Consider the following 13,022-nt stretch of genomic DNA (forward strand, 5'->3'; position numbering starts at 1 on the left):
TGGAACCGGACGACAGGCTTCAGCCGCGCGGATACTGCGTGCCGGGCGGAATGACAGCAAAGTTGATGGCTATTGGCGGCGCCCCGCGCGACCAGTTGAAAAGAACGGTCTTGACCGGGATGTTGCCCAGCCATGCCTGCAGCGGCAACGGTACGCCGCGACCAGACCAGACCATCAGCATGCCGTGGTCATGCAGCCGCTGGCTTGTGATCCAGGGCGCGAACTTCATATTCAGGTCGGTGAAGATCGACGGCTTGTCATACGCATTGAGGCCGGCCAGCATGGCCAGATTGGTATCGCCGCCGACAATGTCGAGCCGGCCAGGTGCCGCTGCGTGCCAGATCGTCTCCGCCTCGTCAGAGATGGGCTGCGCCGGCCAGCAGACAGCATCCATGCGCCCCCTTATGTTGCAATTCGTCCAGCGAATGGCCGCATAGGCGCCTGACATGGTGAGGATGCAGATGAAGGCGCAGATCGCCAGCCTTCGCATCTCGACGGCGCCAAGCCGATGGCCAAGGAAAGCGAGCACCACGACGCCAATGAGATTGTACATCGGCGCGCCCCAGGACTCGCCGGTGCCGGTGAACAACGAGGCGACCATGATCAGCATCGCCGGCCCGAGCCCCATCCACACGAGATAGGCGAGCTTGCCGCGCTCGACGGGCTCTTGTGGAGCTGGCGTGCGCCGCAGCAGCCCCGATATGGCCAGCACCAGGAGGAAGCCTGAGAGCCCGGCCAGTTGGACACCGATATAATAGAGGCGCGCACGGTGTTCGGTCACCCACGCGTCGCGGTAGGCGAAATAGGTCAGCGGCAAGAAATCGATGCGATAGAGCTCAATGGCCAGCGGCGCGGCCACGGCGAGAAAAACGGCAAGACCAAGCCATGGCCAAGGCGTGGCCAACCGGCTGCGCGCACGTGCGTCGCACAGCAGCCAGAGTGCACCGAAGGCAAGCAGCAGGCCGGTGGAGAACTTGGCATAGAGCCCGACGCCCGACACCAGTCCGAGCGCCAGCCACCAGCCCGGCCCGCCGCCGCGGCCGGCGCGCCAGAGCAGCCAGCAGATAGCCGCCCAGAACGGCATCTGCGCGTAGTCATGATTGAATTGCGGGGTTGGCCAGCCGAAGAAATAGACCGACGGCAGCAGCAAGACGGCAGCCAGCGCACGGTTTCGCCCCAGCATGTCGCGGGCCAGCAGATAGACCAGGACGAAAGTCGTGGAGATCGTCAGCTGGGCAAGCAGATATTGCGGCCAGCGGAACGATCCGGTCAGAAGATGGCTGGTCTCGAGCAGCCAGGCGGGAAGCTGCGGATGCTTGTAGGTCAAAAGCACCCATTCGCGGCCCCACATGAAGCCTTCCACGACGTCGCCAGGCGGCGCGGGATTGACCAGCGATGGCACCACCGTCCAGCACAGGATCTGCGCCAGGCACAAAAGCGCCAGCAAATACCAGGGATGACGAAGCAGGCCACGCCAGACCGATGACAAGTCCAGGCCCGTGCCGGGCAGTCCTGCCGGCACCCAACGATCCATGGAGTCATCTATTCCCACCATGCGGCGCTTAAACCACATCGCCCAGTTTGCCGAACAGCCCTAACATCAAAGCTTACAAAAAAGTATACCTGCGTGCCATTGCGACACCAAGATTGAGCAGGAATTTCGGCGTAACACCGCCTCCCCGAGCAACCAGCCCGCACACCCGATCCCCTCCGAACTTCCCGGACACTCGATGCGTCACCAGCATGCCGTCATCCACCATCGCGCGCTCGACTTCTGGCTGGCGCGTGCCGCGGTGCTTGTCATCATCTGCCTGCAGCTTCTGGTCATCAACGATCTTTCCTTCGGCCCGCGCTGGCTGGCGCCGGCCCTGGAAGCTGCCCTGCTGGTGCCCCTGTCGGTTGCTACTGCCTGGACGCAGGTCGCCACCCAGAAGGCGGTCGAGGAGGAGCACTGGTATCTGGTCGGCCGGTTTCGCGTCATGATCCGCAGGACAGCCCTGGTGATGACCGGCGTCATCAGCGTCATGAATTGCGGTTCACTGGTGTTCCTGGTGCGCGCGCTGCTGGCGGGCCATGCCGGCTCGAGCGGGCAGACGCTGTTGGTCGATGCGCTCAACATCTGGGTCACAAATGTCATCGTCTTTGCCTTGTGGTTCTGGAGCACCGACCGCGGCGGGCCGCCGACCTGCGGCCTTGTCACACGCGCGCATTCCGATTTCCTGTTCCCGCAAATGACCCTGAGCGACCGCGAGATCCGCGACTGGCTGCCGGGCTTCGTCGACTATTTCTTCCTGGCCTTCACCAACGCGACGGCGTTTTCGCCGACCGACACCTTGCCGCTCTCGCAACGCGCCAAGCTGCTGATGATGGCGGAGGCGATGATCTCGCTGCTGACGATCGCGCTGGTCGCGGCCCGCGCCGTCAACATCCTCGCCTGATGCAACTCCAGCCGGATGCGGGCGGGGCCCTCAGCGCCGGGATATGGCAGCGGCCGATCAGGAGCCACAAACGCAAAAAAGCCCGCCCCGGCGAACCGAGGCGGGCTTCCAATCGACCGGGCCATCAGGCACGGTTGTCGACGCTGGTAGAACGGGGGCTATTCCTCCGGGGCTGGCCTGAATTTCCGAACGATCACCTCGAACAGAATATCCGAGATCCACATGGCGCAGACGCCGATGAGAAAAGCCGCCGCCAGCGTGGTCGTGTCGTCATTGGCCAGCGGCAGGCCCGTGGCGCGGGAATACTGGACCAAGGGCAGCGTCAGATAGGCGGCGGCGAGCGCGCCGCAGATCGGCGACGCCACCATCTCGCGCAGCTTGTACCGATGCCGCGACAGCGCGCGCAGCACGCCCCCGGCAAGACCGGCGGCGACGACCGGTCCCTTGATGCCGAGCAGATCGAAGAAGTCATGCATCATTTCATCGTCCTCGCGATGAGGAAGTCGAAGGTCGATCCGGCGCCGAAAAAGCCAATACGCCGAGCAGCATGGCTGGATCCAGGGGAAGTGCCACGACCGTCATGGCTTCCACCCGCACAGTTTCTCGCCCTTGCGGTTGTGCGCCAGCAGCGCCTTGACCTCGGCGTCCGACAGCGCATCGACGGCGTCCGCCGACAGGCGCAGCGGGCTGGATACCGCGCAGAACCCGCCCTTGACGGTTGTGCAGCCGGCCATCACGGCCAGGACCGACACCAGCATCAATCCCTTGCCCATGATTTGAGCTCCTTTCGCGCTGTGGCGGCCGGCAGCGCGCCGATATCGTTCTGGACCTGGTCGGCGATTTCGCGCGCAGCGGCCTCGGCGGCGGCCTGCCGGGCAAGCTCGCTGCGTTCGCCGGCCAGCCGCTGGCGAACGCCCCAACCGAGTGCCGCGAGGACGGCCGCTCCGATGCCCAGAATGGTTGGACTGCCGAGCAGGAAAGCGAGGAGCGCGCTCATTGGTTCGGTGCGTCCTTGACCAGATAGCCGACGGCAAAGACGGCGATCGGCAGAAGCGTGGCCCACGTCTCGGCGTCATACCAGGCTGGCCAGATGTTGCGCACGAAGACGCCGGAAACCGAGACTGCCGCGGCGGCGATGGTCGCGGCCGTCAGCTTGTTGGTCGGACGGATGGTCGGCTGGATGACGGTGGCCATGATCAGAATATCCCTTGCAGGGCGACGGTGATGTGGTGCCAGGCGGCATAGGCAAGCAGCAGGCAGGCGGCGACGAACCCACCTGTCTTTGCGGCAAGCGGGATGCCGGGGCGGTGAGGTTCCGGCGATACCGGTTCGGCCGCGGGCGCCTCGCCAGCGGGTGTTTCGACTCGAGGCGATCGCTGGACCGGTTCAGGCGCGGGCGCCGGCTTTGCAGGCTGCACCGGCGCGGGCACTGTCGCGGGGGCCGACATCAGCAGGGCCTGGGCCCGCACCGACCTGACGCGATCGGACCAGCCGCGCCCGAATGTCGCCCATGTCGGCAATCGCCTGAGAAACGCCAGTCGCGCATCGCAGAGTTGGTCAATGACGACGCCGGCCGGCTTTGCCCTGACTGCCGCGAGCGTCGCCGGCCCGATGCGTCCGTCCTGGGAGACGCCTATGGTTGCCTGAAAGTATTTGGCCGCCCTGCCCGGCCCACTGTTCACCGCGAAATCGAACACGGCGTAGTCGACGCCATCAGGCAGCTCGGCACCGAGCACAGCGTCCCAATAGAACCGCCGATAGAGCCTGAACTCCTCGAACCAGTCCATCAAGGTGGAAAACACCTTGAAGCGGCCGGATTGCATGCGGTCGAGCATCTCCATCAGACCGGCCTCGACCGAGACCGAGCCGTCGGCAAAGCGGGCGTGGCCGGGCAGCATGTTGAGCCCATGCGCGGCATATTGCTTCGCCAGCGCGGTGCCCGCGCCCTCCAGCGTTTCGCGGCGGCCGTCGCGCGGCCATGCCCAGGGCAGCCAAGCGCCCCAGGGCTTCAGCGTCAGTGTCTGCATGGCGGGTGTTTGCTGCGAAGCTCTGGCGGCCTTGGTGACATAGACGACATCGGTCTCCGTATCCCAGGCGAGCTCGACCGCGGCCGAGGGATGGTCCCAGCCGAAATCGAGCGCCCCGATGCGCGGCCAGTAGCGCGGCAGCCGGAACGGCTCGCAGGCGATCAGCGCCTCGGCTACCGGAAAGATGCGGCCCGAACCCAGCACCGGAATGCCGCGCGCCCGCGCCTCGCGCTCATGCGCGGGGTAGGCGGCGACGATCGCGGCGCGCTGCTCGGCGCTGTAGTGAGCGGCGTCGTCAATGGTCATGAAGGTGACGTGACGGGACATGGGGAGTTCCGGAATCAGCTTGCTAAGCCTTGGCTGTATCGCTCTGTGAAGGCGTTATCTTTTGCGGTTGGCGCGGCAGCGTTCCCTCCCCCTTGTGGGCTAGCGTGCGCACACATTTGATTTGGCGGTGGTCAGTATGGGTTTGCAAGGACGAAGCCCTCAACAATGGCGTGGAAGCGTTTGAGGCCGTTGCTGAAGGTGACCGGGCCCGGCGGGCGCTCCTTTGGATAGCCGTTCCAGCCGCCGAGCCGGGCAATGCACCAGGCCGCCCAAGCGAGCGTGTGTGGCGGATGCGGGTTCTTCTGCGTTTGGGTCTTGCCTTCCAGCCTGGCGACCAGCGCGTCCAGAACGGCGATCTCGGCGGGATTGAAGAGGCGTGTGGCCCTGAGGGTCTGGCCGGCCGCGTCGCGCCCGTGCACGAGTTGCATAACCCTGGTGGCCACGATCAGCGCGGTTGCAGCCAGACGTTCGAGTGCATCGCCATCGGCGATGAGGCTTTCCTCCAGATCGATGGCCTGCGACTTCAAGGTCCGGAACAACTGCTCGATGGTCCAGCGCGACCGGTAGAGATCGACGATGGCGATGGCATCGGCGAGTGTCTTGACGGTGTGGGTTGTCAACAGCCGCCAGATCACCGCGTCCTTGGGCGAAGGCGGATCGATCTCGCGCACTTCCACGATATTGAGCCTGACCGCGCGCGGATCGCGGCGGTCGGCCCCAAGGCGCGGCTGGCGCAAGGTGACCTCGGCGAAGCGAACGGCCAGGTGCACCTTGCGTCCCGGCCGGCCGGGACGCGCCTGCAGATCGAAGGCGATGCGGCCGGCTTCCGGCGTCTTGGCTATCTCGCCGAACAAGCGGCCGCCCTCTTCCCCCAGCGCCCGATCGCGCACAGCGCGCATGAGCACATGCGTGCGCTCGTCAGGCAGCCTTGCCAGCACCTCGTAGATGTCGGCCTCGCGGTCGCCGATCACGGTGAGGAGCGGCGTGTCGGTCAGCGCCTGGCGGGCCGCCGTGGCGGTGGCGATCCATTTGTAGCTTTCCTTGGCTTCGATCGGCAGGGCCTGGTAGTCGTCCGCCTTCTGCCCCCGGCGCCGCCAGATCGTGGCCGCCGCAAGGCCCAGCACCGACCCGTCGCCGGCATCCACGGCCAGAGCCGGGTGTACGAACAGCCCGATATCCTTGCCGTTGCCGACACATCCGAGGCCGCGCTTGCGCGAGGCCTTGGCCTGATAGTTGATCTCGCTGCTGTCCTCGATGATCAGCACATGACGGCCGGCCGCCGCCTTGGCCGTTTGCGCCGCCGCCGTGCGCACGATCTCCTGCACCGTCACGTTGGGATTGCCAAACAGCCGCGTGAACGCAACCTGTTCCGCGCGTGTATCGGCCAGCCGACGCATGCCCGCGCTGATGCGCATGCACATGCGCTCCAGCACCATGCTCCCCTTTTTTGCAAGCGCAGGTCGCCGAAGTATCCAAGCAGCGGTGCCATCGTCGAAATCTCCCGAATCAACAATGGCAGCTACAGAATCACACACGATTCCAACCCTTCAAGCCCCATCTGCCGCCCGGCCAATACGTCCCTTGACACCCCTCCGAAGCAGATGTGTGCGCACGCTAGCCCACAAGGGGAGAAGGAAGAGAGCGTTCACCCCTTGCCCATCTTCTCCACCTCACCCGCCGACAAAAACAGCAGCACCACATCGCTCATGCCGAGCAGCGGGGTGAAGGTGACGATGGTGATGCCGCCAGTCGCATTGGTGCGCGTCAGGCCTTCGGAATAGATGTCGAGCGGCGGCTCCTCGTCGAACCAGACGCCGTGCAGCGTCTCGCCCTGCCATTTCTCGCGGCCCTTTTCGAAGCTCTTGAACGACAGCACGCTCTCGCCCGCCTGCAAATCGCCGCCGCCGCCATGGCGCACCACGACGCTGTCGAGGGCGCCCGGCGCGCCGCGGCCCATGATGGTGTCGGCGATGGCATCGGCCGGGATCATGCCGGTGCCCCAGGCCGCCTGCTGCTGCGGCGGGCCGACCAGCACGCGCTGCGGGTTGTCGCGCGTGCCTTCGCCGGTCACGCCGGCGGCCCACAGGCGGACCGGCGTCTCGAAGACCTTGCCTTGCCACCAGCCGGGGTAGCGGCCGGTCAGATGCATGGCCCATTCCGCGCCGCCGGCCCGGGTCTTGCCGAGCTGGTTGCCGGCCATGAACAGTCTTTCGCGGTTTTGGGCGCCGGCCGCGTGAAATTCCGCCTGGCGTCTGTACGGCTCATAAGAGGCCAGTTGGTTGGAGCGACGTCGGCGGTCAAGCTCCGCCAGCAGCGCCAGATATTCCGCCTGTGCCGAGCTCAGCAGTTTCGTCGAGGAACGGCCTGAGGACGGCCTCGAGGGCGCGGATGCGGCTGCGGATCTCCTCATCGCTCAGGGCATCCAGTTGGTTGACGGCAACATCGAAATCCTTAGGCAGCACGGAAAGCACGATCTTCAGATACTGGTCCGGTTTGTCGGCCCGCACCTCGGCGATGACGCCGGCGCCGTGCGCGCGGAAATCGGCCCGCACCGCGGTCAGGAAATCATCGCCGAGCGTTTTCTTCGTCCGCTTGGGGCGGGACTTTGGGGCAGAGGCCGGGTTGGCGACGGATTTACGCCTTGCTTTGCGCCGTGCCGGCCTGGCGGCGACTTCATCAGCCATTGGCCTCGCCTATCGCCTTTACTGCGGTATCGCTGGCGGAGACCGCCCTGCCCGCCTTCGGCACCCGCCTTGCCGGTTTCCTCGATCGGGCGGGCTTCTTCCTGCGCTTCCTCGGCTTTGCCGTCCCGGCGGGCTTCGTCGCCTTGGTTCGGGCCCTGAGCCCCGCCAGGGTAAGGCCAGCAAGGCGCGCGCCGCTGCCCGGCTGCGGAAAGCAAAAGCCACCGGCCGCGTCCCACAGCATGCCGATCAGCACGCCGGATGCGACTTGCTCGATCCGCCACAGGCGCGCTTGCGGCGCCGCGCCCTCGAACTCGCCAATGGCGCTGACGACCTCGCGGCCGTCATCGTCGGTGATGATGGTGGCGTAACGTGGCATGAGGGTTCTCACATCTCGCAGAAGTTCTGTCGCGCCCCCTTTGTCCTGCCTCCCCTTCTGGGGGGAATTGCGGTTCGGGCGCCTCGCCCGATCTGGCGGCTTGGGCGATTGGCGAAAGCCGGGATGACGGCCAATCTCCCCACCGGTGGGGGAGATGTCCGGCAGGACAGGGGGGGCGCCGGAGAGCGCTGGCGCACAAGTTGCAGCCGAGGTCCCAAAGCGCCAGAAACACAAAACCCGCCTCGGCGGCGGGTCGTTGGCGCAAATCAGCACCATGGCCGAATATGTAGCATGGCTGCCCTCAGCCGGTCAACGATTTCCTAGGAAAAAATTCACATCGCGTCGAACCGGCGTGATCCGAATCTGACATGCATGCCGGCCTTTCAGCAGCCCGGGAAAAGTGCGCGGCCGGTTTCCGCCCGGATTGCGTAAAACCGGCGAGATGGCGCACGATCCCGAATGGTGGATCCGGCCCCGACGCTGTTGCACCCCAGTGTCACGGAAAACGCTTTCGCGCCTTCGCCGTGGCGAGAATCTTGCCGCTGTCATCGAGCGCCGTCACCGAGATCTCGTAGGTGTGCGGTTTGGGCGGGCATGGCCCGCGATAGCTGAAGGTTCCGTAGGGCAAGGTTTTCTGGCCGGCGAAGGCCACCTGCCCACCGCCATGCTTGAAGTCGGGCGCGTCCAGGTCGGTCATCCTGAACGCCAGGGTCTTCGTCCCGGCGGGAACGCCCGAGAGTGTTATCGGCGGCGATTTCGGATCAAAACACTTGGCTGTCGGCCCCCATTCGAACGTCATCGTCATGCCGGCGGACGCGGCCGTCGTCATCGCCATGATAAAACCAAAGGCTAGAGCAAGTCGCATACACACCTCCTGCTTCCTACCCGGCCCGCGCCATCATAGTCTCTTTTCCCGCACAAGGCATCGCGGACACGCGGCTCCATCGCGGCGCGCCCGATGGAACGTCAGCCGCCCGATCAAGGGGACATCGCACCGTCATCCGGATCGGAATAGGCCTTCATGCGTTTGGAATCCATCGAATGGGAGCAAAACCATGAACGTCGCCAATCTGCAAATCGAAGGTCTGCTGATGGCCATCGCCGCCATCAACCACGCCCTTGTCCGAAAGGGGGTACTGTCGGCCGAGGAAATCGACATCGCCTTGCGTAAAGCCGAAGCCAGCGAGACCAGCGAGGAACGATCCGAAGGCATGTCGTCGTCGAGCAGGGACGCCGTCAATTTTCCCATCAGGCTGCTGGAGCTGGCCAACCAGTGTCAGCCGGAGGCTGACATACCCTCCTTTTCGAAGCTGGCCCGCATGGTGGGCCAGATGAAAGAGGCCTATAACGACCAGATGTGAACCCAGACCGGCCTGGGCCGTATCGGCCGGGGGACAGCGGTCTCGGCCTCACGCCCTCCCCGGCCATCCCAGGTTCAGCGCCAGCATCCTTCCCGGTCCGTGCACCGCCGCAAACAGCAGGCCGGCCAGGAAGGAAAAATGGTCGACGAAAAAGCCGAACTCGGCCTGGTTGCCGGCCCAGTGGCTGGGGCCGTGGAAGGCAAAGGCCAGGAACAGCACATAGGCCGCGGCGATAAGGGCCGCCTGCGAGAAGAAGGCTCCGCTGAGGAAACACAGCACCAGCGCAACCTCCAGGATCGCCGCGCACCAGGCGAGCAAGAGCGGAAACGGAAAACCGGCGGCGGCGATGTAGCCCGCGGTGGCACCCATGCCCATGAACTTGAAGGTCACCGCCATGAGGAAGACGGCGGCGAAGATCAGGCGGGCAATGAGAAGGGCCGCGGTCTGCCACGACGATTGAGCGATTTGCGAAGGCATGGTCGTTCTCCAGTTTGGTTCGCCCACAGGACGTGCCGCCGGGCACCGATCCGACAGGCCTCGGCAAATTTTTCCCCGGCTGTCCCCCTGGCCAATCCGACACAACCGATTCCGGTTTGCCAGCTGATGTACCCCAGCGTTCAAGGGAAGGATCAGGCCTGGCCAAGGCCTTGGCCATCGGCGCGCCGCGTCATGCGGCGCTGACGAAATCACGAACTTGTCCGTAACCATGATCGTGCTATGGTCAAGGCGGGGCTAATGCACTGGTATAACCGGTGCAGTGTTGGGTGGATAAAAAAATTGGGCGCGAGCGTCAGATTGGGGATGGTGTCCCCTCTGGTCCGGTCACCGGTTATGGAATGCAGTGGCTGCGGTGGCACCGGGCAGGTTTTCCAATGCCCGCGCTGGACGAGTTCCAATGGCCTTTGCTGCCCGGCCGGCACGCACCAGCGCGGCTGCCCTGGCGTAAGCGCGCCTTGCGCCGAATGCGGCGACGCCAGCCGGCACGACGCCGACCCCGTCTGCCCCTCGGCCTGAACCGGATCGCTTGCGACCGGCGCCAGGCAGACCTTATCCGGTCCGTCCGCCGCCTTCCATGGAACCAGCGGCGTCGATCGCTGTTATGTCTGACCGCGGCATCGCGTGGCGAACCAGGGGTTCGACGCCTTCGCGACCGGCCGCGGACGGAAAGCGAGGCCTGGCATGCCCGACGACAAATCGAAGATCAAACAGGACCGCAAGCAGGTTTCGAGCGAGGAGACCTACGAGGTCGCCGCCTTCGCCCGCAAATACGGCATCCCGCAGAGCGAAGCCCAGACCATCATCAAGCGCTACGGCCCTTCGAGGAAGAAGCTTGACAACCACATGGCCGCGCGCGGATAGCCGGCGGCATGCCAGGCTGATGAAGCCAGAGTGACGGGGCCAGCCTGACGGAGGCCAGACTGACGGAGGAGCCGCTATCATGTCCGACACCACACGCAGGACCGGCAGTTGCCTGTGCGGCGGCGTGCAGTTCGTTGTCACCGGCCGGCCGTCGCGGGTCGGTCTTTGCCACTGCAAGGACTGCCGCAAGGCGGGCGGCTCGGTCTATTCGGCCTTTGCCATCTGGCCGCGCGACGCTTTCGAGACATCGGGCGAAGTTGCCTCCTATGGCACGCGCAGCTTTTGCCCGACCTGCGGCGGCCGCCTTGCCTGGGTTAGCGACAAGGAGGCCGAGGTGATGCTTGGCAGCCTCGACGTCGCGCCGACCGACCTTACTCCCGAGTACGAATTGTGGATCGGCCGGCGCGAGGCCTGGCTGCATGCCTTGCCCGGCACCGAACAGTTCGAGCATGACCGGCCGGAGGCGCCAGACGCCGATTTGCCGGCGGCCAGACCTCTGTCGGACGTCGTCGCGCACGACTGAAAATTGATTTTTCGGGATTGGAACCCTCCGTTGTCGGCGGCGTTATCCGCCGCCCTTCCTGCATGGCGTTCTCCAGAAAACGCAGCTCGGCTGGGCGACATTACCAGTCACGGAGACCACCGTTGAACGACAAGATGTTTCCCCGACCAATCCGCCTGAAATTCGCCCCCGAGCGGGAGCGCGTGGTGCGCAGCGCCTGGGAGGGTCTGGAATGCCTCGGCGACTGGCCGGCCGGTCGGGGCCGGCGATACCGGGCGGCGTGGCGCAGCTGCCGCGATGCATTGGACGGCTGGACGGCGCCGGAAAAGGCGATGGAGGCAATGATCGACGCCGCGCGCGAAGCGCGGATCCTGCAATAGCGGGCAAAACCAATGGCCGATTTGATGCTGCCGACCCCGATGCGGGTCAAGCCCCACGGCTCGGACACGATCCGTGAGGTGACCACGCTTCAGGACGCCAGTGAAATCCTGATCGACTGGCCGCATGCCAAGCGCGGTCCCTTCTATCAGGCCGCGCGCGAAAAGATCGAGGCGGCGCTCGAAAGCAATGCCGGCGCGGCCCAGGCACAGGAGGCCTTCACGGCGCTGTGCGATCACGCCGGCCTTCTCGTTCGTTAGAGCAGTTCCAGGAAAATTGCGTAGCGGTTTCCGTCCGCAATCGCGCCAGGACAAAGAAACAGTCCGGTTTCAAGAACAGAAAGGCAGGCCAATTCCCGCCTGCCTTTTCTGTTGCCGAACCGCTCCTGATTATGGGGAAGGCAGATCGCCGCTCACGATCGGATGGGAGGTCTCGAACCCGAAACTCTTCGGCGCCATCAGCATCAAGGCGATCACGATGGCGATGGAAGCAAGAAACGTGGCGGTGATGACAATATCTCTCACGATCCGTTCCTTTCAAATCCAATTGTCAAAAGAAACGTTTGGCATTGTACGAGGTTCCTCCGCCCAGCAATGCAGACGAATTGGCTTTTACTTCTGGGGCGGCTGCGCCGGCACTTCGCCCGGCTTGATGATCGGTGTATTGCCTTCGTCAGGCGCCGGCGTGGCCATGCCCTGGTCGCCGGTGGGCGGCGGCTTCAGCACGCCGCCGCAATCATTGAGTTTTTCGGTCAAATTGCCGCCGCCAAGCGGCTGTTTGCCGCCTTGATCCGTCTGTGCACGGCACTTGTCGGTCTGTTTCGCCTGGCTGTCGGTGTTCGGCTGCGTCTGCGCCGCCGCCGGCATTGCCAGCGCCAACATCAGGGACGCGATGGCGAGAGGTTTCATCCCGGCCTCCTTTTCTAACGCGGCCGCCCACGGCGGCCTTCCTTTCGCAGGAACAACGTCCATCGGCCGAAAAGGTTGGCCACTTCCCTCCCGCCAGCTGGAAGCGTCGCTGGCGCCGGCAAGGCCGTCAGCCGATCCGGACAACGCGCGGCCGTCACGTTGACTGAAGGCATGCCTGGCCCTACTCGCCGACCGCGTCCGCAACAGCGTGCCGGGAACCCGAGGCCAGGGCATCATGCCCATGCGGCCATGTCTGATCTGATGTGGTGCAAGTTTTCGCAACGGGCCATGGCCGGGTCAGCAAGATCTTACCGCGTCATCCTCGGACGTCGTGGCAGGCGGATCGGCCCTTTGCGGGCATTCCTCGTAGCGGTGGTCGCGACCGCCGCAGAAGGAACAGCACATAGCTTCGCGGCCTTCATTTCCGGGCCGCCATTGGGGTGTTTCGTAAGGCTTCCTGCCGTCCATGCCCAGCAATGCGCGAGGCATGATTTGGTTGCGCGGGAGCCCCGCCATGCGCAACGCACAGCCTGTCGCGGAACTGGCGGACAGATAATGGGTTTTATGCGACAATGCATGTCCGCTCGGGCAACTCCCGGAAGGTGTGAAGCGGTCTTGCGCCCGCAGTTGCCTCGAGAGCCCGACACCGCGTCAGAACCAAG

General features: G+C 64.9%; 20 protein-coding genes. 6 read left to right on the forward strand and 14 right to left on the reverse strand.

From position 1 onward, the window contains the following. Positions 1-19: 19 nt before the first annotated feature. Positions 20-1,534, reverse strand: a complete 1,515-nt coding sequence (locus tag FJW03_RS12745; protein ID WP_140609069.1) for an ArnT family glycosyltransferase — start codon at positions 1,532-1,534, stop codon at positions 20-22. A gap of 196 nt (positions 1,535-1,730) precedes the next feature. On the opposite strand from FJW03_RS12745, the gene FJW03_RS12750 reads away from it, so the two are divergent. Beyond that, complete coding sequence (locus tag FJW03_RS12750; RefSeq protein WP_140609071.1) at positions 1,731-2,438, forward strand: hypothetical protein; 708 nt, start codon at positions 1,731-1,733, stop codon at positions 2,436-2,438. Between the two features lie 158 nt (positions 2,439-2,596). On the opposite strand, the gene FJW03_RS12755 is transcribed toward FJW03_RS12750, so the two are convergent. From FJW03_RS12755 to FJW03_RS12800, 10 genes are all read right to left on the reverse strand, one after another. Further along, on the reverse strand, positions 2,597-2,914 hold the full coding sequence (locus FJW03_RS12755) for a hypothetical protein (protein ID WP_140609140.1): 318 nt from the start codon (positions 2,912-2,914) through the stop codon (positions 2,597-2,599). A 102-nt stretch (positions 2,915-3,016) separates the two neighbouring features. After that, positions 3,017-3,211 carry a hypothetical protein gene (locus FJW03_RS12760; RefSeq protein ID WP_140609073.1) on the reverse strand — a complete coding sequence of 65 codons (195 nt, stop codon included), beginning with the start codon at positions 3,209-3,211 and terminating at the stop codon, positions 3,017-3,019. Continuing rightward, positions 3,196-3,435 (reverse strand): ABC transporter permease, encoded by a 240-nt coding sequence (locus FJW03_RS12765; protein ID WP_140609075.1) that lies wholly within the window; start codon positions 3,433-3,435, stop codon positions 3,196-3,198. The genes FJW03_RS12760 and FJW03_RS12765 overlap by 16 nt, the downstream gene beginning before the upstream one ends. After that, positions 3,432-3,632 (reverse strand): hypothetical protein, encoded by a 201-nt coding sequence (locus tag FJW03_RS12770; protein ID WP_140609077.1) that lies wholly within the window; start codon positions 3,630-3,632, stop codon positions 3,432-3,434. The genes FJW03_RS12765 and FJW03_RS12770 overlap by 4 nt, the downstream gene beginning before the upstream one ends. Positions 3,633-3,634: 2 nt before the next feature. Then, a complete protein-coding gene (locus FJW03_RS12775; RefSeq protein ID WP_140766434.1) occupies positions 3,635-4,792 on the reverse strand; it encodes a glycosyl hydrolase 108 family protein in 1,158 nt (385 codons plus the stop codon). A 131-nt stretch (positions 4,793-4,923) separates the two neighbouring features. Next, complete coding sequence (locus FJW03_RS12780) at positions 4,924-6,207, reverse strand: IS4 family transposase (protein WP_181168954.1); 1,284 nt, start codon at positions 6,205-6,207, stop codon at positions 4,924-4,926. A 230-nt stretch (positions 6,208-6,437) separates the two neighbouring features. After that, positions 6,438-6,992 carry a terminase large subunit domain-containing protein gene (locus tag FJW03_RS12785; protein WP_264296521.1) on the reverse strand — a complete coding sequence of 185 codons (555 nt, stop codon included), beginning with the start codon at positions 6,990-6,992 and terminating at the stop codon, positions 6,438-6,440. Positions 6,993-7,089: 97 nt separating this feature from the next. Then, complete coding sequence (locus tag FJW03_RS12790) at positions 7,090-7,476, reverse strand: hypothetical protein (RefSeq protein WP_140767296.1); 387 nt, start codon at positions 7,474-7,476, stop codon at positions 7,090-7,092. Beyond that, complete coding sequence (locus FJW03_RS12795) at positions 7,469-7,852, reverse strand: hypothetical protein (protein ID WP_140767297.1); 384 nt, start codon at positions 7,850-7,852, stop codon at positions 7,469-7,471. The genes FJW03_RS12790 and FJW03_RS12795 overlap by 8 nt, the downstream gene beginning before the upstream one ends. Before the next feature lie 496 nt (positions 7,853-8,348). Continuing rightward, positions 8,349-8,717 carry a phospholipid-binding protein gene (locus tag FJW03_RS12800; protein WP_140767298.1) on the reverse strand — a complete coding sequence of 123 codons (369 nt, stop codon included), beginning with the start codon at positions 8,715-8,717 and terminating at the stop codon, positions 8,349-8,351. A 190-nt stretch (positions 8,718-8,907) separates the two neighbouring features. Between FJW03_RS12800 and FJW03_RS12805 the strand changes: the two genes are divergently transcribed. Further along, positions 8,908-9,213 (forward strand): hypothetical protein, encoded by a 306-nt coding sequence (locus FJW03_RS12805; protein WP_140613187.1) that lies wholly within the window; start codon positions 8,908-8,910, stop codon positions 9,211-9,213. Between the two features lie 48 nt (positions 9,214-9,261). Here the strand turns inward: FJW03_RS12805 and FJW03_RS12810 are convergent, their stop codons facing one another. After that, positions 9,262-9,690: a DoxX family protein gene (locus FJW03_RS12810; protein ID WP_140767299.1), complete on the reverse strand. Its 429-nt coding sequence runs from the start codon at positions 9,688-9,690 to the stop codon at positions 9,262-9,264. A gap of 702 nt (positions 9,691-10,392) precedes the next feature. Between FJW03_RS12810 and FJW03_RS12815 the strand changes: the two genes are divergently transcribed. From FJW03_RS12815 to FJW03_RS12830, 4 genes are all read left to right on the forward strand, one after another. Next, a complete protein-coding gene (locus FJW03_RS12815) occupies positions 10,393-10,572 on the forward strand; it encodes a DUF3606 domain-containing protein (protein ID WP_140613189.1) in 180 nt (59 codons plus the stop codon). A gap of 79 nt (positions 10,573-10,651) precedes the next feature. Then, positions 10,652-11,095 (forward strand): GFA family protein, encoded by a 444-nt coding sequence (locus tag FJW03_RS12820; protein WP_140767300.1) that lies wholly within the window; start codon positions 10,652-10,654, stop codon positions 11,093-11,095. Positions 11,096-11,217: 122 nt separating this feature from the next. Then, positions 11,218-11,454, forward strand: coding sequence for a DUF982 domain-containing protein (locus FJW03_RS12825; protein ID WP_140613191.1), 237 nt, complete (start codon positions 11,218-11,220; stop codon positions 11,452-11,454). A 12-nt stretch (positions 11,455-11,466) separates the two neighbouring features. After that, positions 11,467-11,712 (forward strand): DUF982 domain-containing protein, encoded by a 246-nt coding sequence (locus tag FJW03_RS12830; RefSeq protein ID WP_140767301.1) that lies wholly within the window; start codon positions 11,467-11,469, stop codon positions 11,710-11,712. Between the two features lie 129 nt (positions 11,713-11,841). Here the strand turns inward: FJW03_RS12830 and FJW03_RS30035 are convergent, their stop codons facing one another. After that, positions 11,842-11,976: a hypothetical protein gene (locus FJW03_RS30035; protein WP_264296522.1), complete on the reverse strand. Its 135-nt coding sequence runs from the start codon at positions 11,974-11,976 to the stop codon at positions 11,842-11,844. Positions 11,977-12,063: 87 nt separating this feature from the next. After that, positions 12,064-12,360, reverse strand: a complete 297-nt coding sequence (locus FJW03_RS12835; RefSeq protein ID WP_140767302.1) for a hypothetical protein — start codon at positions 12,358-12,360, stop codon at positions 12,064-12,066. Positions 12,361-13,022 lie beyond the last annotated feature (662 nt).

The sequence above is a fragment of the Mesorhizobium sp. B4-1-4 genome (genome assembly GCF_006439395.2).
GTDB lineage: Bacteria > Pseudomonadota > Alphaproteobacteria > Rhizobiales > Rhizobiaceae > Mesorhizobium.